Source organism: Microbacterium sp. APC 3901 (assembly GCF_030407765.1).
Classification (GTDB): Bacteria; Actinomycetota; Actinomycetes; order Actinomycetales; family Microbacteriaceae; genus Microbacterium.
Genome location: NZ_JASDCU010000006.1, coordinates 129,991 through 150,671, shown reverse-complemented (window position 1 = coordinate 150,671; position 20,681 = coordinate 129,991). Strand labels below are relative to the sequence as shown.

The following is a 20,681-nucleotide window of genomic DNA, read 5'->3' as shown; positions in this document are numbered from 1 at the left end:
CGATCATGAGCCGCATCCCCGAACCCGTACAGACCCCTGAGGGCCCGACCTACGAGGGGCGACTGCTCGACCGGGTCGACGAGGAGGTCGTCGATCAGGGCGCCGCGTTCGACATCCGCACCCTGGTGACCCGCCGCGGCGTCCTCGGGCTCGCCGGTCTCGGCGTGGGCGCGATGGTCCTCGCCGCGTGCGTGCCGTCGGAGAGCAGCACGTCGAGCTCGGGCGACTCGACATCGACGACCGACACCGGAGGCTCGTCTGGGTCGACGACCACGACCGCGGCGGGGGAGATCCCCGATGAGACCGCAGGGCCCTACCCCGGCGACGGATCGAACGGGCCGGATGTCCTCGAGGATTCGGGCATCGTGCGTCAGGACATCACGACCTCGATCGACGGATCGGCGACCGCCGACGGCATACCGCTCACCTTCGAGCTTCAGGTCATCGACCTCGCGAACGGCAGCGTCCCGTTCGAGGGAGTCGCGGTCTACGCATGGCACTGCACGGCTGAGGGCGAGTACTCGATGTACTCCTCCGGCCTCGAGGACGTCACCTACCTCCGCGGGGTGCAGGTCGCGGATGCCGAAGGCAGGGTCTCGTTCACGTCGATCTTCCCCGGCTGCTATTCGGGCCGCTGGCCGCACATCCACTTCGAGGTCTATCCGGACGTCGACTCGATCACCGACTCGGCCAACGCCATCGCCACGTCCCAGCTGGCGCTGCCGGAGGACGTCTGCACCGTCGTATACGCCGACTCCCGTTACCCGGGGTCCGCGCAGAACCTCTCACAGACGAGCCTCGCCGGAGACAACGTCTTCGGCGACGACTCCGGCGCGCTGCAGCTGGCCACGGTCGCCGGTGACGTCGGCAGCGGATACTCCGCGACGCTCGTGGTCGGCGTCGACACGACCACGACGCCGAGCGCAGGATCCGCCCCGTCGGGCGGCGAGGGCGGCCCCGGAGGCGGCGGCGAGCCGCCGTCCGACTGAACGCGAATCACACACCTGACACAGGAAGAAGGAAGACATGCTGCAGAACCTCACAGGGTGGCACGCCCTGATCATCCTCGCGATCGTGGTCCTGATCTTCGGCGCCGCGAAGCTCCCGGCCCTCGCAAAGAGCGTCGGTCAGTCCATGCGCATCCTCAAGTCGGAGGTCGCAGACGCCCCGGGCGAGGTCCGGGTCGAGCCGGCACCGAGAGACGGGGAGCCTGCGGGCGCTCGCGACTCCGCCGACGTCATCAGGCCTGCTCTGCGGGCCGCGGAGTAGACGGTGTCCGCGCTCGCCGCTGACGCCGTCGGGGCGAGCAGATCGCCCGCCCCGACCGGGATGCCGCTGTCGTCTCACCTGCGGGAGGCGCGCACGCGCTCGTTCCGTGCGGTGGCGGCGCTCCTGGTCGGGGTGGCCGCCGGGTATCTCCTGTCCGACCAGATGCTCGAGGTCGTTCGGGCCCCCATCACGGCGCTCGCCGAATCGCGGGACGCGAGCCTGAACTACGACAGCATCACCGGGGCCTTCGACCTCAAGCTCAAGATCGCGCTCTTCGCGGGTGTCGCTCTGTCGAGTCCGGTGTGGATGTACGAGCTGCTCGCCTTCCTGGCCCCCGGTCTCAACGCGAGGGAGAAGAAGTACACGTTCGGGTTCCTCGCGGCATCCGTCCCCCTGTTCGTCGGCGGTTGCCTGGCAGGTCTCCTGCTCTTCCCCCATATGGTCGAGCTGCTCGCGAGCTTCGCCTCGACCGAAGACAGCACCCTGCTGCAGGCGTCGTACTACGTCGACTTCATCCTCAAGATCGTGCTCGCCACGGGCATCGCCTTCGTTCTTCCCGTGTTCCTCGTGATGCTGAATCTGCTGGGCGTGGTCTCGGCCCGGGCGATCGCGAGGAGCTGGCGAATCGTCATCGTCGCGATCGTGCTGTTCAGCGCGATCGTGACTCCGGCGGCCGACGTGCTGTCGATGTTCCTGATAGCCGTTCCCATGACCCTGCTGTTCCTGATGGCGCTGCTCATCGCCGCGCTCCACGACAGGAGGGCCGACCGCAGGGCCGCCGCGATGGTCGCCGAGGCGACGGAGGGATGACCATGTTCGGTCTCACCATCGAGAAGCTGTTCCTGGTCGCGCTGATCGCGGCGGTGATCATCGGTCCTCGACGGCTGCCGGAGTACGCGGGCCGTCTCGGGGCGCTCGTCCGCCGGGCCACGCTGCTTGCGGGCCATGCGGCGCGGCGAGCGGAGCAGGAGGCCGGGGTGGCGAGCATCCGTGAGGAGTGGACCGCATTGGATCCTCGGCAATACGATCCGCGGCGGATCATCCGCGACGCGTGGGCGGCGGGGGAGGTCTCTGAGAGGAGCGAGCGGAGATCGATCGATCCGAGGGCAGACGGTCCGACGGCCGACGAGGCGACGGCAGATGTTGTCGATGACGTGCGGCCCGAGCCCGAGCCCGCGGGTGCGTGGATCGTGGCGGGATCCTCAGGCCACCCGCGACGTGTGTGGGTCCCGGCCGACAGCTGAATCGCCATCGGTGATGCCGACCTGCTAGAGTAATGATGCACCGTGTGTTCTGGCCCTATCTAGGCCGTCCACGGAGCCACTGATCAGGGCCATTCCGGACCACGTGCATCGATGCGCGCGGCATCCTCCCTCGATCTCACATCTTGCGGGTCGCGATATCGCGCGCCCGTCACACAGCAATGAGTATGACCATGAGCATGACTACCTTTCCTCCTTCCGATCCGCTGACCTGGAAACAGGCCGACGCAGACGTGCATGTCGCGACCCGATCCGGCGAGTTCGCCGGATTCATCGAGTTCGACGGCGCGACGCATCTCGCCCGGGATCAGCGCGGGACCGAGCTCGGGGCGTTCGAGTCCCTCGCCGACGCGCGCGAGGCTCTCGAGGCCGCGAGCGCACCGAAGCACCGCGCGCGCACGTTCTCGTTCACCCTTCCGCGCGCGTTGAGAAGGCGCCCGCGCAGAGCCAGCGCCTGACCGTTTCATTCACAGCACCTGTGAATCGTCAAGGGGTGCCGACGTATTCCCCACGGCGCATGCGCGGGGGGTTAGGTTGAGTTAAGCGTTGGGCGATCTGCCTTGGGCTTACCACAGCTCAAGGGCTCCAATCGACAGGAGAGCAACATCTCCATTTCGCAGGTCGAAAAGACCGCAGCCACGCTCGGACCGGTACGCCAGACGTATGCCGGGAACGCAGAGATCCCCCCGATGACGCACGCCTACAAGCAGGTGTCGCAGGTGGTCAGGGAGACCGGCCTTCTGCAGCGCGCCGGATGGTTCTACATCTTCGTCGCCGCCGGCCTCGCCGTCGCCCTCGGAGGCCTCATCACCGGCTTCATCCTGCTCGGCGACAGCTGGTTCCAGCTGCTGATCGCCGCCGGCCTCGGCCTCGTCCTCACACAGGTGGCGTTCCTCGCCCATGAGGCGGCGCACCGCCAGATCCTCACCTCGGGCCCGGCGAACTTCCGCCTCGCTCGCATCCTGGCTGCCGGCGTCGTCGGCATCAGCTACTCGTGGTGGGATTCCAAGCACACCAAGCACCACGGAAACCCGAACCAGGTCGGCAAGGATCCCGACATCGAGGTCGACACGATCTCGTTCCTCGAAACGGATGCGGCGCAGTCGCGTGGCATCGTCCGCCTGATCACGCGCAAGCAGGGCTGGCTGTTCTTCCCGCTCCTGACGCTCGAGGGACTCAACCTCCACTACCTCGGCGTCAAGCACCTCGTGACGAGCAAGAAGGCCAAGGGCCGCTGGATCGAGCTGGGCCTGATCGCGCTCCGCTTCGCGATCGTCCTGGTCCCTGTCTTCCTGATGCTGCCGCTCGGCATGGCGTTCGCCTTCATGGGCGTGCAGCTCGCCGTCTTCGGCGTCTACATGGGGGCGTCGTTCGCTCCGAACCACAAGGGCATGCCGATCATCGACCCGAACGCTCGCCTCGACTTCTTCTCGAAGCAGGTGCGCACCTCGCGCAACATCCGCGGCGGATGGTGGGCCACCTGGCTCATGGGCGGTCTCAACTACCAGGTCGAGCACCACCTGTTCCCGAACATGCCGCGCCCGAACCTCGCCAAGGCTCGCGAGATCGTCCGCGACTACTGCATCTCGAACGACGTGCCGTACACCGAGACGAGCCTCCTGCGCTCGTACGCGATCGTCATCGAGTACCTCAACCGTGTCGGCCTCGCGGCCGGTGCCGATCCGTTCGACTGCCCCGCAGCCGCGCAGTTCGTCCGCGCGTAGACCGCCCACGACGTCGATTCGAACGGCCCCCATCCCTCGGGATGGGGGCCGTTCGCGTCGTGCGTCGTCGTCTAGATCAGACCGAGTTCGAGTGCCAGCGTCACGGCTCGCGTGCGGTCGGAGACCTCGAGCTTCTCGAACACGTGGATCAGGTGCGTCTTCACCGTGGCCTCGCCGATGAACAGCTCTCGAGCGATCTCCGGATTGCTGCGACCGGCCGCGACGAGTCGGAGGACCTCGAGCTCCCGCGGACTCAACTGAGGTCTCACAGATCGGTCGCCGCGCATCCGAGTGACGAGCGTGGCGGCGATCGTCGGGGCGAGGACCGTGTGGCCTTCGGCCACGGCACGGATTCCTGCGACGATCTCCTCCTGCGGTGCGGCCTTGAGGAGGTAGCCGCTCGCTCCGGCCTCGATCGCGCCGAGGATGTCGTCGTCGGTCTCGTACGTCGTCAGCACCAGCACGTGCACTCCGGGCAACTCGGTCGCGATGCGCGACGTCGCCTCGATGCCGGAGGTGCCGGGCATCCGGAGATCCATCAGCACCACATCGGGGCGCAGGCGGGTGGCGAGGTCGACCGCCTCGGCGCCGTTCGCCGCCTGCCCGACGACTTCGAGACCGGTATCGAGCGCGAGGAGTCCCACGATGCCGGACCGCACGATGGGATGGTCATCGACGACGACGACTCGGATCATGGCGTCGTCTCCCTCTCGGCCTCGACGTTCGCGTCGGCGCGCAGCGGGATGCGCACGGTCAGGTCCGTGCCGGCCCCGGCCCCGGCTCCGGCTCCGTCTCCGTCTCCGTCTGCGACGGTCAGGCTGCCGCCGACGAGGGCCACGCGCTCCCGCATCCCGGCAAGGCCGAAACCCCGGTCATCGTCGATCGAGACGCCGCCGAGCCCACGACCGTCATCGCGGACGCGGAGCTCCGCCGCGTCGGAGATCGCGAGAGTGACTTCAGCGGATGCGGCACCGGAGTGCTTGCGCACGTTCGCAAGGCCCCTCCTGCGCGCAGCGCAGCAGGACGACCTGCACGTCTCGCGCCAGCACGGCATCCGATGCAGACACGTCGACGCGCATGCCGGTCTCTCTTGCGAACCGGTCCCCGAGGCGACGGAGCGCGTCTCCGAGGGACTCGGCGGACGGTGCAGGCGAGGTCACAGCCACGAGAGCTCTGGCTTCGACGAGCGCCTCTCTTGCCGCGCTCTCGATCAGCTCGATGGCCGCTGGCGAGCCGTCACGGCGCGCGCGCTCTGCGAGCATGACGATGCTCGTCAGGCTCTGGGCGATCGTGTCGTGGACATCGCGAGCGAGACGAGCGCGCTCCTCGATCGCACCGGCTTCTCGGCTCGCCGTCTCGAGACCCGCCTGAGCGGCGGTCAGATCCGCGAGCAGACGCTGGCGTTCGACTCCCCACTCGGCGATGCGCGTGATCCAGAGGCCGAGAGCGAGGCTGAACGCCGTCGACAACCCGGATGAGATGAAGCCCGTGCTGAGGGCGTCGGCGGTGAAGTCGCCCCAGTAGCCGTAGGCGAGGCCGAGCACGACGCCGTTGCCCAGCGTGACCAGAACGGCCTGCAGGGTCGATCGCGATGTCATCCAGATGAGCGGCAGCACCAGGGTCTGCAGCAGCAGCATGTTCGGCTCGATCGCGACACCCACCGTGAGAAGCGAGATCATCCCGATCTGCAGCAACGCCGAGACAGCGGGCGCAGGATCCTCGACGCCCTCGTGGATCCCCACGTAGGCGCGCGCACCGAATGCGTAGATGAGGAAGACCCCGACGGTGATGGCGATGAGCACGGCCTGTGCTCCGGCGAAGCTCTGCGGGATGGAGAGGGAGAGGCCGGCCACCGCGAGCAGCAGCGCGGTCGCGGCGATGTCCCACCCCAGGCGCTCTCGACGGATCACGCGACTCATGCGCACCACTCTTCCACTGTTCCGCACGCCCCGTGGCGTGGCCCGGTGCCGTGCAGGAGTCGAACCGGGTGCCCGGGCGTCAGGGGTGCCGGTGTCATCCGCTCTGTCGGATCCACCGGAAGGTCGCGCGGCTGAGGATGAAGCCTGCGAGGAGCCAGATCGCCAGCATGATCGCGACGAGACCGAGGGCCCACTCGCCGCCCGGTTCTGCGGCCTTGAACGAGTCGGGCAGGATCGCCGCGCGCATCCCCTGCGCGATCCACTTGAGCGGGAAGACGCCGGCGACGTTCTGCAGCCACTCGGGCAGCGCCGAGAAGGCGATGTAGACACCGGAGATGAACTGCAGCAGCAGGACAACCGGGATCACAACCGCCGAGGCGGTCTTGCCCGAACGGGGGAGCGCCGACAGGGCGATGCCGAGCAGCGTGCACGAGAGCAGGCCGAGCACGAACACCCAGGCGAAGAGGCCCCACGACTCGGCATCAGAGGGCAGCTGCACCTTGTACAGCACGACCGCGACGGTGAGGAGCAGCGCCATCTGCAGGATCGCTGTGACGAAGACCTCGCCGATCTTGCCGATGAAGTAGGTGGCAGGCGAGATCGGGGTGCTGCCGAGGCGTTTCAGCGTGCCGTCGCTCTTCTCCACGGCGATCTCGATCGACAGGCCCTGCACCCCCGAGAGGAAGATGCCACCCGCGATGAGCCCGGGGAGGTAGTAGGTCGCCATGCTGACCTTGTCGGCGCCCTCGCCGACGTCGCCGGTGAAGATGGTCGCGAAGATCAGATACATCACGGTGGGGAACAGGAAGGTGAAGAAGACCTGATCGCCCGCACGGAAGTACTGTCGCAGCTCGAAGCCGATGCGACGCACGCCGAGCCGGATGGTGCGGGGGAGACCGAAGCGCGTCGGCGCGGTCGTGGTGCTCATGCCGGCTCCTTCAGGTCGGTGCGGCTGGCGTCTGTCGTGGGGTCGGTGGCGGATGCGGCGTCGTGCTCCCGGATCAGGCCGAGGTAGATGTCCTCGAGGGTCGGGCGCACGACCTCCAGGGCGTCCGGTTCGCCGACCGTCCTCTGCAGCTCCGAGACGAATGCTCCGGGGTTCGACGTTCGCTGTTCATGACGGGTGCCCTTCGCATCCCGCCAGCGCACGACCGGCGTGCGTGCGTCCGGGCCGCCGATCTCGTCGATCGGTCCGATCGCGGCGATCCGCCCCGCTGCGATGACCGCGGCGCGGTCGCCGAGCTGAGCCGCCTCGTCGAGGTAGTGCGTGGTCAGCAGGATGCTCGTTCCCTCCGCTTTCAGCGAGCGGATGAGTTCCCAGAACTGGCGTCGCGCCTCGGGGTCGAACCCCGTGGTGGGTTCGTCGAGGAACAGCATCTCGGGTCGACCGATGATCCCCAGGGCGACGTCGAGGCGGCGCTGCTGGCCGCCGGACAGCTTTCCCGCGCGGGAGCGCTGCTTCTGCTCGAGGCCCACCGCCGCGATGACCTCATCGATGTCGCGGGGGTGCGGGTAGTACCCGGCGAACTCGGTGAGCAGCTCACGCACGGTGAAGTTGCCCGCTTCGCCGGTCGACTGCAGCACGATGCCCAGGCGCGCCTTCCAGTCGAGGCCGCCACGCTGCGGGTCTACACCGAGCACACGCACCTCGCCGGACGTGCGGTGTCGATATCCCTCGAGGATCTCGATGGTCGTCGACTTTCCCGCGCCGTTCGGGCCGAGCAGAGCGAACGTCTCACCCCTGCGGATGTCGAAGGTGATGCCGTCCACGGCAGCGGACCCGCCGTAGTCCTTGCGGAGGTCCCGTACCTCGATCACGCTGTCTGTCATGTTCCCAGCGTGCCCGTAGTCGAGCTCGCGCGGTAGCCGTGAAACGGCGGACTCGGGCATCCCCCGATCGGTGGATGCCCGTACCGGACAGAACAGGGGCGTGAGCGGAGTGTCCGCTCACGCCCCTGTTCGTCAGGCGATGGAGGTCAGCGCGAGGCCTTCTCGTCGGTCTCGACGACCTCGATCGTGATCTTGCCGTCGATGGTTTCGGCGTCATCGTCGAGGATCTCGTCGTCGAGGGCTTCGTCGCCGCGGAACTCCTCGACGGGCTCTGCGGTCTCGTCCTGGTCGTCCTCGACGATCTCGGCATCGAGCGGGTCGACGTCAGCGTCAGCGTCCGCCACCGTGGCGACGGAGTCGCCTGCCTGCTGATCGCTGAAGATGCCTTCCGGGCGGATCAGCTCACGCACCTCGGCCATGAAGCTGGCGAGCTGCTGCTGCTGCCAGCGCAGCTGCCGCGCCTGGTCCTCGGCGTCCCGCAGCACCGCAGAAGTGTGACCCGTCACCGAGTCGACGATCTTCTGCGACTTCACACGTGCACGGTCGAGTGTGTCGCGGGCACGCACCTGAGCATCCGCTTCGATGGTCTGCGCCTGCGAGCGCATCAGCCGCTCGTAGTCGTCGGCCTTCGCGGAGATGCGCTGTGCGTGATCGAGCGATGCGGCGACCTGCTCGTTGGCGTCGTTGGTGATGCGCTCGGCGTGGGCTACGGCCTGGTTGTGCAGCACGAGGAACTCCTGCTGGGCGTCGTCCTGGCGTCGGGTCAGCGTCTCCTCGAACTCGAGGACGCGGGCGTTCATCTCGCGAACCTCGCGCTCCGCCTCGGCGCGCAGCTGAGTCGTCTCGCGGGTGACGAGGGAGCGCAGAGCAGCGGCGCCCTTCTCGGCCTCTGTGCGGATCGCGGTGGCCTCCTGCGTGGCCTGGTGCACCCGCTCGGCGGCGTGCGCGGCCTCACGCTCGAGCGTCGCCTGGTGCGCGGTGTACTCGGTGTCGATCTTCAGTCGCACCTGGTCGGCGTCGTGCTGAGCGTGCGCGATGATGCGGGTGACATCGGCATCCGCCTCGGCACGCTGCGTGGTGACCTCTTCGCGAGCTGCGGCCATCAGGCGGTCTGCCTGCACCGCCGCATTCTGGATGAGCACGTTCGCCTGCTCTTCCGCGACTCGGAGGATCGCCTCGAACTGCTCACGCGACGGTGCCTCCTGGCCGTCGGCACGCGGGGTGTCGACGAGCTCGTTGGTCAGGGTGGCCACCTGCTGCTCGGTCTCCGCGGCCTTCGCCTTGGTGGCGAGAAGCTCGGCCTCGAGTTCTTCGCGGGCGATGCGCTCTTCTTCGCGGAGCGCCTCGACGGTGTCTTCGTGGCGCGCCTCGGTGGCGGCGAGCTCGGCCTTCGCCTGCTGGAGTTGATTGCGCAGCGCGCTCAGAGCCGAATCGACCTCGGCCTTGTCGTATCCGCGGAAGGAGGCGGTGAAGCCGGACTGCTCGCGAGGGTTCTCGCGCGGTGTCTCTTCGATCAGCTTGTCGAAGAAGTCGGGAGTCCGGTCGTTGTCGGGGGATTCGCTCATTGGTCGGCCTTTCCGGCGCAGGTCACAGAGGGACTGAGGGCTGTGATGAGAAATGGTGCCGTCGCGGGGCCGACAGTGGTGAGGCCGGTGCGTCATCAGCAATACCTCAGCCTAGTTGCGGCGCCTGTGAGATGCACCCGATGTTCCGGTACGCGACGGGCTGTCGATCTATCCCTGTGTCCAGGTGCCGGTCGCCTCGTCGCGCCGGTGGTGGACGGGCCGTCCGGGGGAGACCGCGATGCCCCTGTCGGCGGCAGCCGTGGAGACGCCCGAGCGCAGGTCTGCCCAGAACTCCGAGGTGTTCGGCACGCCCAGATACTCGCGGATGCTCTCGACCTCCATCCGAACTCCGTCCTCATGGTCGACGAGTCGCACGAGAGCGTCATCCGGCTCGACGAAGCGGATGCCGTAGCCGCCGCCCTCGAACCGGGTGAACTTGCGTGGCTGCTGCAGCACGACGCCGTCGACGATCTCGCGCGCGGTCGTCTCTGACGTGTGCAGCACCAGCGTCGTGCCCAGTTCGTCGAGGATCCCCGTGAGGCGGGTCGTCGCGTATCGCTGCCCTGCTCTCCCGCCGGCCGCATCCGTCGAGCGGCGCACCCAGCGGGGGAGGAAGATCGCCAGCACGAGGATCGCGCCGATCACTGCGATGTAGATGAGCGGGTTGTCCACGGATCCAACCTACGGGGAGGAGCGGGATGCCGCGGTGCTCAGCCCCGCGGGAACATTCAACCCAGCAGGAACATGATGAGGATCAGCACAGGCAGGCAGCCGAGCGTGGTCAGGAACACGGTGTCACGCGAGATGGTCTCGCCGATGTCGTAGCGCTGCGAGTAGTTGAAGACGTTCTGGGCGGTCGGAAGCGCCGCGAGGATGACGACGATCAGCACCTCGGCCGACGACAGCCCGAAGACGAATTCCGCCACGACCCAGGCGATCAGCGGCATCGCGATGAGCTTGAGCGATGTGGCGACGATGATGTCCCGGCGGTGTCCTGAGGCTCCGAGGACGCGCTGGCCGTGCAGTGAGATGCCGTAGCTGATCAGCAGCACCGGCACGGCAGCATCGGCGATCAGCTGCGCGGGCTCCATGACGATGGGCGGAACTGTGATGCCCAGCACCGAGACGAGGGTTCCGAGGAGCGAGGCGATGATGATCGGGTTGGTCGCCGTGCGAACGAAGGTGTTGCGCAGCGAGACGCGGTCGCTCGTGACGGCGTCGAGGATCGTCAGCGAGACCGGCGTGAAGATCAGCAGCTGCAGGAGCACCACCGGCGCGGGGTAGGCGGCGCTGCCGAGCAGGTAGAGAGACAGCGGGATGCCGATGTTGTTCGAGTTGACCTGCCCCGCCGACAGGGCGCCGATCAGCGTCTCTCCGACGGGACGCCTCCACCAGAGTCGCGCCACCAGCGTGTAGATCGCGATGATCGTGACGGCCGCTATCGCCGAGACGGGGAGCAGCGAGGAGAAGAGCATCTTCGCATCGGCATGGGAGAGCACGGTGAAGAGCAGGAATGGCGACAGCACGAAGAAGATCAGGCGGCCGAGCACATGCCGGGCGTGCGGGCCGAGCAGATCGATCCGCCCGAGCAGGTACCCGAGGGCGATCGCCACCCCCACGACCGCGAATCCGGTGAACGTCTCGAGCATGGTTCGAGCGTATCCAGCCCGGAGCCGGTGGTCGTCACCGGTCGATCGCGTGCGGGATGTCGGCTTAGCAGTTCGAGAGCCTCCACGTCAATGGTCGGGCCCCGATCAGCGTCAGGACACGCCTCGCCAATACGCTGGCAACACGACGAGCCGCATTCTGCCGCTCGACCGTCGGTCGAACCAGACGGTGCCCTCGAGTCTCTCGGTCTTGAGCGCCCACATGGGGGTGGGTGCGCATGCGGACCTTCTCATCGACTGCTCCGGTCCCCCCGTTCGGGCGCGGGGGACCGGAACCAACTTCTCGGAGTCGATCCGCTACTTCAGTCGGAGCATCCTCTGCACGGCCTTGACGCCGGCGTTCGCGCTGCGGGCGCGCATCGCGGACTCGAGCTCCTCGAGGGAATCCCTCGTGTTCACTCGCGGCGCGCCGAGGTACAGATCGCGGAACACGAGGTACCAGAAGTCGCTCAGCATCAGTCGATAGAGATCGTTCAGCGCACGGTCGGTCAGGAATTCGAACAACTCGACATGGGCCTCGATCCATCGTTCGCCGGATTCGACCGACTCGATGGCGTCGCCGATCAGCTCGCACGCGATGGCGAGGTCTGCTTCGGAGAGTGCGAGCGCGGCCTCGCGGATGATCTCCCCGCCCTGGGACGCGGCGAATTCGCGGGTGATGCGCGAGCGCTCGTCGGTGATGTCGGTGACCATCGAATAGCGATTCGCATGGACTTCCATCAGCCCCGCTCGCGCGAGTCGCTGCACGGCCTCTCGGACCGGAGTGCGGGTGACGCCGAGGTCGTCGGCGATCGCCTTGTCGCTCAGTTTCGCGCCGGGCGCATAGGTTCCGTCGGCGATCGACGTCGCCAGACGACGGAAGAGCTCTTCGGCTCCCAGGTTCCGCTGGGCCCCGGGCACAACGGGCAGATCAGGTCCCATATCGATATATTACTTCGCATACGTCGGGTGGGATATCGACGGCGAGCGGTGACGTGCGTGTCTATTCTGCTGCAGCCGCACTCGTGAGCTGCATCGACGAAGTCGCCGCCCTCAGGTCGACGAGGACCCGCGGCTGACGTGCCGGTTGTGAAGGGTCAGTGCGACGAGCGCCGCGACGGGACCGGCCAGAACCACCATGATCGTCCAGTGCCACCCCGCGGTGCTCACGAGCGCACCACCGAGCACGATGAGACCGGCGCCGACGGCCCGCAGCGCGATCGACCTGCCCGGGGTGATCTGGGCACCGCGGCCCAAGGGCACTCGCGTCGTCGCGTTCGCGCACAGAGTCATCCCGAGGGCGATGTGGAAGATCACGATCCCGGCGACGGCGGCACTGATTCCGAAGACGAACATGTCATCGACCGTATCAAGTGCGCTGGGCGAGCCGGCTCGAGTCGTGGTGACTCCGCGCGGCTTGTGCGTGCCTGGCGCGAGAGTGAGCCGTGTCGCAGGGGCGCTCCGGGCAAAGCAAAACCCCCGCCATGTAGAAGCTAGGCGAGGGTTTCTGGGACCGTTGTAACGACGGTCCTTGTGGCTCCGACGGGCGTCGATCCCGTGACCTCACGATTTTCAGTGAGCAGTTGCCAGGGTTTACCGCGGGGTGCCGATGGCTACCAAACAACGTGGTCAGATGTGTTTTCAGTTGCTCGCGGCTACTTGCCGATATCCGGGAATTCGCGGAATAGATGCGGGTTGTTGGCTAGTCAGAATCGCATCGAATGAAAGCAGTGGAGTGCGCTTCGTGGTGCTCAGTAGGCAGAGAGACGGTGCGGTCCCGAGGCGCGCAACCTAGTCAGCGCGTTCCTTCCGAGAGCTCTGGCGGTGCGATGTTCGGAGTAGTGTCGGATGTCTGCCACGATTGCCTCATGTCGCCGAGTAACTCACAGAGCGGTGAGCCGATGGGGGCTTTCCTCCACGCAGTCGGTCCGCTGCTTTCGAAGCTGAAGCGCTTCCAGGTTTTCACACTCACTACTTTCGTGGGTGCCGTTGTTGCGGTTTTTGGTCCGCTCATCTGGGCAGATCCGGGCTGGCACTGGGTGCGTGTGCTCGCTGGTGTTGCGGCTGCTGTCGCGATCCTTGGCGACAAGTTTGCCGATCGGTACGACCAGAAGGTTTCGACTCTGAAGTTTCTAGAGAGCGAGCGGTCTGCAGAGAAGGCTATTGACGACCTGAACGTCGTGCTTAGCGAAGCAATCGAGGTGGCCTTCCTCACGGGGCGTGCCCGCGATGAGCAAGCGAAGGCGCTTCGACGCACAGTCGCTCGCCAGGCCGCGAGCGCGGTGGGCGATGGTAGTAGAGCTACCTATTACACGATGCGACGAGAAGGCGGCGGACAACGTATTTTGGACAGCGCCGTGCACGGAACGGAGCATGGTCGCTACGACAGGCCAGATCGCCCCTTCGTGGAGCGAGAAGACCCGCAGAACACCATCTGGACGCTACTCGATCGCGCTGACGAGGAACCGGAAGTGTGCAACGCTCCGGACGAGGTCTACGGGGTCGACTGGAAGAAGAAAAAATACGACACGTTCTACACCGTGCCGGTCAAGGCAAAGTCGGTTCAGCTCGGGTTGTTGAGCGTTAACAACGCCTCCGCGGGCGCCATCGGCGGTCCCCAGAGAGCTGCTGTGCTGGCCATGGCTAGAACTATGGCGCTGGTGATTACGGTGATCAAGGGTCCGACGTCCATGAACTCTCAGCAAGCCCGTCATGGAAATGTCTCAAGTTAGCGCTACGGTGTGGGTACATCGAGCAAGGAGGTCATGATGAGTGGGAATCGGACCGACGAAGCCGCTCGCAATCGCGTTGACGCTCAGGTTCAGCGCAACGCCGAGCGTCTATCGCAGCGGTACTCAGTCCGAACCGAGCCATCCCGTCGGAGTCTCGAAGTTCGCGAGCGATACGTTCAGGAGCGTGCCCTCCGCCGGACCGCGTAACGATTACATGCGGGGGCCGCCGAGCGCCGTGGGCGTAGTCAGTTTTCGATTAGCGTCGAAGGCAATGGGTTCAAATCCCACCGTCACCGCCATGGAAACCCCCGAGAAATCGGGGGTTTTTCCGTGTCTAGGGGTGGGTCGTGGTGCATTTGTGGTGCAGATCTCCCTGGTTCGGCGAGCATCACTCAGTCATCCCCGGCGACCGCTGATTCTGCCTCGGCGGAACCGGTGACGCTGCCGGTCAACGGGGCGAATGCTGTCCGAGATGGCGATTGAGCACCTTCGCGCTCGTCTCGAAGCTCCTGATCGGCGACCCTTCGATCCAATTGCGGTGCGTCTCGAGGATCACAGCCCGTGTTCCCGCACGTTTCGCCTGCTCGATGAACGCGGGGATGTCCATGTTCCCGAGGCCGAGCTCGACGGCATCCGCCTTGTCGATCGGGGTCAGCGATGATCCTCGCCGGCGGGTGCCGCGGTCGGTGATGTGGCACAGCACGACCCGCTCGCCGAGTTCGCGCATGAGTGCAAGGGCGTCTACCCCTGCCGCAGTCGGCCAATAGCAGTCGAATTCGAAGTTGACGGCGGCCGGATCGGCCTCGGCGATGAGGACGGAGAATGCCGTGCGGTCCGATGGCAGGCGACGGAACTCGACATTGTGATTGTGGTAGAGCAGGGAGACGCCGCCCGCGGCGAGTACTCGCCCCGCGGCGTTGAGGCGCAGGGCGAGATCTCGCACCTGTGCCTCGTCGGTGTAATCGAACCGATGCATCCCGGTGATGACGACGTGAGATGTGTCGAGGCTCGACGCGCGTGAGATCACGGCATCCGGCTCGCGCTCGACAGTGCCGAGGTCTTCGTGGAGGCCGACGACCTTCAGCGACGTGCTGCGAATGAGCTCGGGCCAATCGAGCCGTCCGCCGCGGCCGACCGGCATCCCGGATGCTCTCGTGAGCGCCCGAACGAACAGAGGTGTCTGGCGGGTCATGAAGCCGTTCAGCTCGATGCCCTCGAAGCCGGCACGTTCGAGCATCGCCAGCGTCTCGCGTGCCTGCCGCTCGGTCGACAGCACGGTGCCGAGTTGGATCTGCTGGATCGCCTTGAGTGGGCGCTCGCTCACGCGCCGCCCGCCGACGACGCGGCCGGCGGCTGTGCGGCGATGAGCTTCATGAAGGTCGCCAGCAGCCCGAGGGCATCTCGTGACGGGTCGAGTAGCGACTGAATACGGAGACCGTCGACCATAGCGAGGACGAGGGTGATCTTCTCGTCCGCTGTCAGCAGCTCGTCCTCCTTGGTGGGGAGGGGGCCGTCGGTGAAGCGAGACCGCATGCGCTCGCGTCGTCCGAGAAAGAACTCGTGGGCCGGGTGCTCGGGATTCGTAGCCGCTACGGTGAGCGCCATCCAGTTGCGCTGGAAGTCGGGGTGCGCGAATTCGTCGGCGAGCACGGCGCTCAGGATCTGCTCGCCGGGCACGTGCGCCGTCATGATTTGAGCGGCCAGGTCTTCCTCGTGCTCTTCGCGCTGGGCGAGGGCTGCGGGCAGCAGCTCCTCCTTGCCGGAGAAATGGCGCAGCAGTGCCGCGTGGGTGAGGCCGGCGCGACTGGCGATGTCACGCAGTGACGCCCGTTCGTAGCCGTGTTCGGCGAAGCTCGCGAGCGCGGCCTCGACGATCTCGGCGCGTCTCGCCGGGGTGGAAGCACTCGGTCCTCGTCGGCGCGGGGAGGGCTCGGCTGTCAGCGGCGACGTCATGTCCCCACCCTCTCACTTTTGCCTTCTGTTACCAAAGTGGTTACTATCGCTCAAGATCGACAATCGGTTGCCAAAACGGATTTCGACCGCATCTCGCGAGGGACGCCCAGTGGAGGGCGCCGCGGATCACTGAACGATGAAGGAGTCCAGGTGACCAAGAGTGAATTCGACCGCAGCGACACGATCGACTCGATCGCTGCGGCACAGCCGGTAGGCGGGAACACCCCTGACGGCACTCCGCTGGAGGGAACCCCCGTCGGCTCCGAGCCGACCGCCAAGGTCAGTGGCGGATACATCTTCTGGCTGATGCTGGCCAACTTCGGTGCATCCATCGCGATGATGGTGCCGCTCGCGTACGGCCTCGCGCTGCGCATCACCGAGCTCGCTCCCGGGCATGAAGAGGTGCTCGGTTACGTCACCGGCACCGCGCAGCTCATCTTCCTCGTGCTCAGCCCCATGATCGGCATCTGGAGCGACCGCACCCGGTCGCGCTTCGGTCGACGCACGCCGTTCCTGTTCCTCGGTGCTGCGCTCGGCATCGTCGGCGCGGTCATCATCGGCTTCGCCCCCAACCTGCTGCTCGTCGGTGCCGGCTGGGTCGTCGCCATGACCGGCTGGTCGACCGCCGGCGCGGCGATCCAGACTCTGCAGGCCGACAAGCTGCCCGAGGAGCAGCGCGGCAAGGTCTCGGCCTTGACCGGTCTGATGACGCAGGTCGCGCCGGTGCTCGGCATCGGAATCGCCTACGCCGTGTCGTACAGCACCTTCCTGGTGTTCTTCGTTCCCGCCGTGATCGGCGTGGTCCTGCTCGTCCTGCTCCCGACCTTCAAGAAGGAGGGCAGCTCGAAGGACCTGGTCGTCGACTCGAGCGTCACGCTCAAGAAGGTCATCGCGGGCTACGGCTTCAACGCTCGCAAGTATCCGGACTTCGCCTGGAACTGGGTCGGCCGCATGGTGTTCTTCATCGGCCTGTACTTCAACACGACCTTCGGCACGTTCTTCTATGCCCAGCGTCTCGACTTGCCGGTGCGCGAGGTCGCGGGCGTCGTCGCCACCGTCGGCATGCTCGGAGTCGTCGCCGCGGCCGGCGGTGCGCTGCTCGGAGGCTTCCTCTCGGACAAGCTCAAGCGACGTCGCCTCTTCGTGCTGATCGCGGCGTTCATCTTCATCGGCGGCGCGCTCGCCGAGGCCTTCGCATGGTCGCTGCCGCAGCTGATCATCGGCGCCGTGCTCATGCAGCTCGCGATCGCGGTGTTCGCCACCGTCGACCAGGCCATCGTCTACGCGATCATCCCCGATCGGGCGGAGTCCGGCCGCTACATGGCCGTCGTCGCTTTTGCCCAGAAGATCCCCAGTGCGATCGCCCCGCTGATCGCTCCGCTGATCATCACGATCGGCGCCGTGGGAGCGGAGAAGAACTACACGCTGCTGTACCTCATCGGTGCGGTGTTCGCCCTCATCGGCGGTCTGATCATCATGTTCAAGGTCAAGGGAGTGCGTTGAGATGACGCTCGCATCGAACCCGGCATCCGTGCCCACTGCGCCGTACGACCTGCGAATCGACAGCGGGGGCGACGAGTTCACCGTCTCGGAGGCAACGCCCCGGCTGTCGTTCACCGTTCCGATCGGGGCGGGCGCGGAGACCGGGTTCGAGCTCGAGGCGGTCGTCGACGGCGAACGTCAGGCCCCGGTGTCCCTCGAGTCCGGCGCACACCTCTTCATCGCGTGGCCGTGGCGCCCCTTGTCCAGCGGTCAGCGGGCGCGATGGCGGGTGCGCGCTGTGGGCGGCGACACGCTCTCGGAATGGTCGGACTGGGCATCCTTCGAGTGCGGACTGCTCGACGCGGACTGGACCGCCGAGTGGATCAGCCCGGTCGAGCTCGACGACCCCGGATACGGCGCGCGGGGTGCACACACGCTCGCTCACACGTTCGACGCCAGTGGCATCGTCTCGGCGCGGCTGTACTCGACTGCACTCGGCGTCTACGACGCTCGCATCAACGGCGAGCGGGTCGGCACGGCCGAGCTGTCGCCGGGGTCGACGTCCTACGACCGCACCCTCTACGCCCAGGCTGCCGACGTGACACGCATGCTGAGCGATGGCGCGAACGCGCTCGAGGTCGAGCTCTCCGACGGCTGGTACCGCGGGCAGGTCGGGGCGTTCCGTCTGCCGGCCGGGTGGGGCACCACTCTCGCAGCGCGAGCTGAACTGCACCTCGAGCTCTCCGACGGCTCGCGACCGGTGATCCGCACCGACGGAGACTGGACCAGCGCTCGGTCCAGAGTGATTCGCGCCGACCTGATGGACGGGCAGACGACCGACTTCCGTGCGGATGCCGGGTCTGCGGAAGCCGTGATCGTCGGCGCGGTCGAAGGTCCGCCGATCTCCTGGTCGCCGGCTCCGCCCATCCGGGTGGTCGAGACGCGCGACGCGGTGAACGCGAACCGCCTCGCGGACGACACCTGGGTGCTCGACTTCGGTCAGAACGCCTCCGGCTGGCTGCGGCTGGCGGATCTGGGTTCTGCGGGCATCCGCACCGTCGTCGACTACGGCGAGTACGTGGGGCCGGATGGCGATCTCGACACTTCTCATCTCGATTCCACCAAACCGGGGGAGCCCGACGTCGTCTTCGTGCAGCACGACGAAGTGGTCTCCGCGGGAGGCGGAGAGATCTTCGAGCCGCGTCATACGGTTCACGGTTTCCAGTTCGCCAGGATCACGCGCCACGGCGCTTCGTTCGACCCGGCGTCCGCGCAGATGCAGGTCGTGCAGACGGATCTGCGTCGCACCGCATCGTTCGAGTCGAGTGATCCCGACCTCAACCGGCTGCACGACATCGCCGACTGGAGCTTCCGCGGCAATGCGGTGGATGTGCCGACCGACTGCCCGACCCGTGAGCGTCTGGCGTGGACGGGCGACTATCAGGTGTTCGCGCCGACCGCAGCGCGCCTGTACGACGTGCTCGGGTTCACTCGCAAGTGGCTGCAGTCGGTGCGTGACGATCAGCTCGACGACGGTCGTATCGCGAACTTCTCGCCCGACGGCCGTCGCATCAAACACAAGCTCGACGACCAGTTCGCCATGATGACGGGTTCCTCCGGGTGGGGTGATGCGATCACCTTCGTCCCCTGGGAGATGTACTCCGCGTACGGCGACGTTCGCGTTCTCGAAGAGAACTGGGACGCGATGGTGCGGTGGGTGGAGTGGGAGCTCGGGGCCGCGCGCGCGAATCGGCATCATTCTCGCGTCGAGCGTTCGGCTGAGCCGCTGCCGCACGAGGAGTATCTGTGGGACGGCACGTTTCACTGGGGGGAGTGGACCGAGCCCGTCGCCAAGGCGGAGGACGGGTCTCGACTCGACCCGATCAAGACGAACCCGATGGCCTGGTTCATGGCCGACAAGGGAGAGGTGGGCACCGCCTACCTGTATCGCTCGACTCGGATCCTCGCGGATGCCGCGGCCGTGCTCGGCCGAACGGAGGAATCGGCGAAGTATGCCGCGATCGCCGAGCGCGTGCTCGATGCGTGGCGCTCCGAGTTCGTCACGGACGACGGGCGTACGGTGCAGGACACTCAGGCCGCATATGTGCGGGCACTCTCGTTCGGTCTCATGCCCGAGTCGCTTCGTGCGGCCGCCGCGCAGCGCCTCGTCGAACTCATCCGCGACGCCGGCACCCATCTCGGCACCGGATTCCTCTCGACGGGAGACCTGCTGCCGGTGCTCGCCGACAGCGGGCATGCGGATGTCGCCTATGACCTGCTCTTCCAGCGGAGCGCACCCTCATGGATGTACATGATCGACAGGGGTGCGACGACGGTCTGGGAGGACTGGGAAGGCATCGACGGCGAAGGTGTCGCCCATGAGTCACTGAACCACTACAGCAAGGGCGCGGTCATCCGCTTCCTGCATACCCATACCCTCGGGCTCCGACAGGATCCGGCGTCGATCGCCTGGGAGTCGTTCACGATCGCTCCGCTTCCCGGTGGAGGGGTCAGCTGGGCGAAGGGGCACCTCGACTCCCCGCAGGGGCGGATCCGTGTGGAGTGGCGGATCGACGGGGACGCGCTGGTGGTCGAGGCCGACATCCCGGCAGGGAGCCGCGCGACCGTGGTCTTCCCCGACGGGACGACGCGGGTCGCCGAGTCCGGTGCGTTCACGGGCTCGGGCGGTCTCGCCGCGGCTCGCTGAGGGCGCTGATCAGTCGTCGTGTGTCGCCGCGGCCTGCAGCTGTCGATTGATCGCGCGCAGGCCGACGGCGAGCGATTCCAGTTCGTCGATCGTCAGTCCGTCGAGGATGTCCGCTCCCATCTCCGGTCGGGCCGCCATGATCTTCCCGATGACGTCTCGCCCGAGAGATGTTGGCACCAGGCGCCGCACGCGCTGGTCGACGGCATCCGTGAGTCGCTCGACGAGCCCCTGGTCGACGAGCCGCTCGACGAGCTTCGACATCGTGGCGAGAGACACCTCGAACGACGATGCGAGGCCACTGATCGTGCTGTGGTCGGACACGACGATGGACGTGAGCACCTTGAGCTGCTGGATCGTCAGCTGCGTGCTCAGCAGGGAGCCGATCATGCGGGGGAGCGAGCGCACCGAGACCGCCAGCGTGAGGGCATCGATGTTCTCCAGTGCCTCCGCACGTCTCCGGTCATCGCTCACCTCAGTACCGTAACGCGCTCCGGGGCGATTCCCAGGGATATTTAGTTAGCTTCAAGCTAACCTTCTGGGAAGGAACCGATCCGGGGTCGTGTCGGGTTCAGGTTCACGCCGTCCCCAGTTC

Annotated in this window: 22 protein-coding genes; 9 read left to right on the top strand and 13 right to left on the bottom strand. The window is 66.7% G+C overall.

Annotation, left to right across the window (positions count from 1 at the left end; genetic code table 11):
* Positions 1-5: 5 nt before the first annotated feature.
* The 6 genes from QMA07_RS07500 (at position 6) to QMA07_RS07475 (ending at position 4,255) form a co-directional block, all read left to right on the top strand.
* Positions 6-989, top strand: coding sequence for an intradiol ring-cleavage dioxygenase (locus QMA07_RS07500; RefSeq protein WP_290160931.1), 984 nt, complete (start codon positions 6-8; stop codon positions 987-989).
* A 37-nt stretch (positions 990-1,026) separates the two neighbouring features.
* Positions 1,027-1,269, top strand: coding sequence for a twin-arginine translocase TatA/TatE family subunit (locus QMA07_RS07495; protein ID WP_290160930.1), 243 nt, complete (start codon positions 1,027-1,029; stop codon positions 1,267-1,269).
* Positions 1,270-1,272: 3 nt separating this feature from the next.
* Positions 1,273-2,079 carry a twin-arginine translocase subunit TatC gene (tatC, locus tag QMA07_RS07490; RefSeq protein ID WP_356762495.1) on the top strand — a complete coding sequence of 269 codons (807 nt, stop codon included), beginning with the start codon at positions 1,273-1,275 and terminating at the stop codon, positions 2,077-2,079.
* Positions 2,076-2,513, top strand: a complete 438-nt coding sequence (locus QMA07_RS07485) for a Sec-independent protein translocase TatB (protein WP_290160929.1) — start codon at positions 2,076-2,078, stop codon at positions 2,511-2,513. The genes tatC and QMA07_RS07485 overlap by 4 nt, the downstream gene beginning before the upstream one ends.
* 197 nt (positions 2,514-2,710) lie before the next feature.
* On the top strand, positions 2,711-2,989 hold the full coding sequence (locus QMA07_RS07480; RefSeq protein WP_290160928.1) for a hypothetical protein: 279 nt from the start codon (positions 2,711-2,713) through the stop codon (positions 2,987-2,989).
* Between the two features lie 147 nt (positions 2,990-3,136).
* Complete coding sequence (locus QMA07_RS07475; protein WP_290160976.1) at positions 3,137-4,255, top strand: acyl-CoA desaturase; 1,119 nt, start codon at positions 3,137-3,139, stop codon at positions 4,253-4,255.
* 71 nt (positions 4,256-4,326) lie between these two features.
* Here QMA07_RS07475 and QMA07_RS07470 read toward each other — a convergent pair whose 3' ends face one another.
* The 10 genes from QMA07_RS07470 to QMA07_RS07425 form a co-directional block, all read right to left on the bottom strand.
* The gene (locus QMA07_RS07470) at positions 4,327-4,950 is read right to left on the bottom strand and encodes a response regulator transcription factor (RefSeq protein ID WP_290160927.1); all 624 of its coding nucleotides are present in this window, start codon (positions 4,948-4,950) and stop codon (positions 4,327-4,329) included.
* Positions 4,947-5,243, bottom strand: a complete 297-nt coding sequence (locus tag QMA07_RS07465) for an ATP-binding protein (RefSeq protein ID WP_290160926.1) — start codon at positions 5,241-5,243, stop codon at positions 4,947-4,949. The genes QMA07_RS07470 and QMA07_RS07465 overlap by 4 nt, the downstream gene beginning before the upstream one ends.
* Complete coding sequence (locus tag QMA07_RS07460) at positions 5,212-6,174, bottom strand: histidine kinase (RefSeq protein WP_290160925.1); 963 nt, start codon at positions 6,172-6,174, stop codon at positions 5,212-5,214. The genes QMA07_RS07465 and QMA07_RS07460 overlap by 32 nt, the downstream gene beginning before the upstream one ends.
* Before the next feature lie 94 nt (positions 6,175-6,268).
* Positions 6,269-7,102 (bottom strand): ABC transporter permease, encoded by an 834-nt coding sequence (locus QMA07_RS07455; RefSeq protein ID WP_290160924.1) that lies wholly within the window; start codon positions 7,100-7,102, stop codon positions 6,269-6,271.
* The gene (locus QMA07_RS07450; protein WP_290160923.1) at positions 7,099-8,004 is read right to left on the bottom strand and encodes an ABC transporter ATP-binding protein; all 906 of its coding nucleotides are present in this window, start codon (positions 8,002-8,004) and stop codon (positions 7,099-7,101) included. The genes QMA07_RS07455 and QMA07_RS07450 overlap by 4 nt, the downstream gene beginning before the upstream one ends.
* Before the next feature lie 146 nt (positions 8,005-8,150).
* Positions 8,151-9,569 (bottom strand): cell division initiation protein, encoded by a 1,419-nt coding sequence (locus tag QMA07_RS07445; protein ID WP_290160922.1) that lies wholly within the window; start codon positions 9,567-9,569, stop codon positions 8,151-8,153.
* A 168-nt stretch (positions 9,570-9,737) separates the two neighbouring features.
* Positions 9,738-10,241: a hypothetical protein gene (locus QMA07_RS07440; protein ID WP_290160921.1), complete on the bottom strand. Its 504-nt coding sequence runs from the start codon at positions 10,239-10,241 to the stop codon at positions 9,738-9,740.
* Positions 10,242-10,297: 56 nt separating this feature from the next.
* Positions 10,298-11,218, bottom strand: coding sequence for an AEC family transporter (locus tag QMA07_RS07435; protein WP_290160920.1), 921 nt, complete (start codon positions 11,216-11,218; stop codon positions 10,298-10,300).
* Between the two features lie 315 nt (positions 11,219-11,533).
* Positions 11,534-12,157, bottom strand: coding sequence for a GntR family transcriptional regulator (locus QMA07_RS07430; RefSeq protein ID WP_290160919.1), 624 nt, complete (start codon positions 12,155-12,157; stop codon positions 11,534-11,536).
* Between the two features lie 111 nt (positions 12,158-12,268).
* Positions 12,269-12,571 carry a hypothetical protein gene (locus tag QMA07_RS07425; RefSeq protein ID WP_290160918.1) on the bottom strand — a complete coding sequence of 101 codons (303 nt, stop codon included), beginning with the start codon at positions 12,569-12,571 and terminating at the stop codon, positions 12,269-12,271.
* 512 nt (positions 12,572-13,083) lie between these two features.
* Between QMA07_RS07425 and QMA07_RS07420 the strand changes: the two genes are divergently transcribed.
* Positions 13,084-13,947, top strand: coding sequence for a hypothetical protein (locus tag QMA07_RS07420; protein WP_290160917.1), 864 nt, complete (start codon positions 13,084-13,086; stop codon positions 13,945-13,947).
* A 448-nt stretch (positions 13,948-14,395) separates the two neighbouring features.
* Here the strand turns inward: QMA07_RS07420 and QMA07_RS07415 are convergent, their stop codons facing one another.
* Both QMA07_RS07415 and QMA07_RS07410 read right to left on the bottom strand, forming a co-directional pair.
* On the bottom strand, positions 14,396-15,271 hold the full coding sequence (locus QMA07_RS07415; RefSeq protein WP_290160916.1) for a TIM barrel protein: 876 nt from the start codon (positions 15,269-15,271) through the stop codon (positions 14,396-14,398).
* On the bottom strand, positions 15,268-15,900 hold the full coding sequence (locus QMA07_RS07410; RefSeq protein WP_290160915.1) for a TetR/AcrR family transcriptional regulator: 633 nt from the start codon (positions 15,898-15,900) through the stop codon (positions 15,268-15,270). Before QMA07_RS07410 ends, QMA07_RS07415 begins: the two co-directional genes overlap by 4 nt.
* Before the next feature lie 150 nt (positions 15,901-16,050).
* Between QMA07_RS07410 and QMA07_RS07405 the strand changes: the two genes are divergently transcribed.
* Both QMA07_RS07405 and QMA07_RS07400 read left to right on the top strand, forming a co-directional pair.
* A complete protein-coding gene (locus QMA07_RS07405) occupies positions 16,051-17,403 on the top strand; it encodes an MFS transporter (RefSeq protein ID WP_290160914.1) in 1,353 nt (450 codons plus the stop codon).
* 1 nt (position 17,404) lies between these two features.
* Complete coding sequence (locus QMA07_RS07400; RefSeq protein ID WP_290160913.1) at positions 17,405-20,089, top strand: family 78 glycoside hydrolase catalytic domain; 2,685 nt, start codon at positions 17,405-17,407, stop codon at positions 20,087-20,089.
* Positions 20,090-20,098: 9 nt separating this feature from the next.
* Here QMA07_RS07400 and QMA07_RS07395 read toward each other — a convergent pair whose 3' ends face one another.
* The gene (locus tag QMA07_RS07395; protein WP_290160912.1) at positions 20,099-20,560 is read right to left on the bottom strand and encodes a MarR family transcriptional regulator; all 462 of its coding nucleotides are present in this window, start codon (positions 20,558-20,560) and stop codon (positions 20,099-20,101) included.
* Between the last annotated feature and the right edge of the window lie 121 nt (positions 20,561-20,681).

Bases quoted from the DNA above. Each gene is read 5' to 3' on its own strand.
- QMA07_RS07460 (WP_290160925.1), bottom strand. From the start codon at position 6,174: ATGAGTCGCGTGATCCGTCGAGAGCGCCTGGGGTGGGACATCGCCGCG.
- QMA07_RS07500 (WP_290160931.1), top strand. From the start codon at position 6: ATGAGCCGCATCCCCGAACCCGTACAGACCCCTGAGGGCCCGACCTAC.
- QMA07_RS07435 (WP_290160920.1), bottom strand. From the start codon at position 11,218: ATGCTCGAGACGTTCACCGGATTCGCGGTCGTGGGGGTGGCGATCGCC.
- QMA07_RS07485 (WP_290160929.1), top strand. From the start codon at position 2,076: ATGACCATGTTCGGTCTCACCATCGAGAAGCTGTTCCTGGTCGCGCTG.
- QMA07_RS07425 (WP_290160918.1), bottom strand. From the start codon at position 12,571: ATGTTCGTCTTCGGAATCAGTGCCGCCGTCGCCGGGATCGTGATCTTC.
- QMA07_RS07400 (WP_290160913.1), top strand. From the start codon at position 17,405: ATGACGCTCGCATCGAACCCGGCATCCGTGCCCACTGCGCCGTACGAC.
- QMA07_RS07450 (WP_290160923.1), bottom strand. From the start codon at position 8,004: ATGACAGACAGCGTGATCGAGGTACGGGACCTCCGCAAGGACTACGGC.
- QMA07_RS07420 (WP_290160917.1), top strand. From the start codon at position 13,084: ATGTCGCCGAGTAACTCACAGAGCGGTGAGCCGATGGGGGCTTTCCTC.
- QMA07_RS07410 (WP_290160915.1), bottom strand. From the start codon at position 15,900: ATGACGTCGCCGCTGACAGCCGAGCCCTCCCCGCGCCGACGAGGACCG.
- QMA07_RS07445 (WP_290160922.1), bottom strand. From the start codon at position 9,569: ATGAGCGAATCCCCCGACAACGACCGGACTCCCGACTTCTTCGACAAG.
- QMA07_RS07470 (WP_290160927.1), bottom strand. From the start codon at position 4,950: ATGATCCGAGTCGTCGTCGTCGATGACCATCCCATCGTGCGGTCCGGC.
- QMA07_RS07430 (WP_290160919.1), bottom strand. From the start codon at position 12,157: ATGGGACCTGATCTGCCCGTTGTGCCCGGGGCCCAGCGGAACCTGGGA.
- QMA07_RS07495 (WP_290160930.1), top strand. From the start codon at position 1,027: ATGCTGCAGAACCTCACAGGGTGGCACGCCCTGATCATCCTCGCGATC.
- QMA07_RS07455 (WP_290160924.1), bottom strand. From the start codon at position 7,102: ATGAGCACCACGACCGCGCCGACGCGCTTCGGTCTCCCCCGCACCATC.
- QMA07_RS07480 (WP_290160928.1), top strand. From the start codon at position 2,711: ATGACTACCTTTCCTCCTTCCGATCCGCTGACCTGGAAACAGGCCGAC.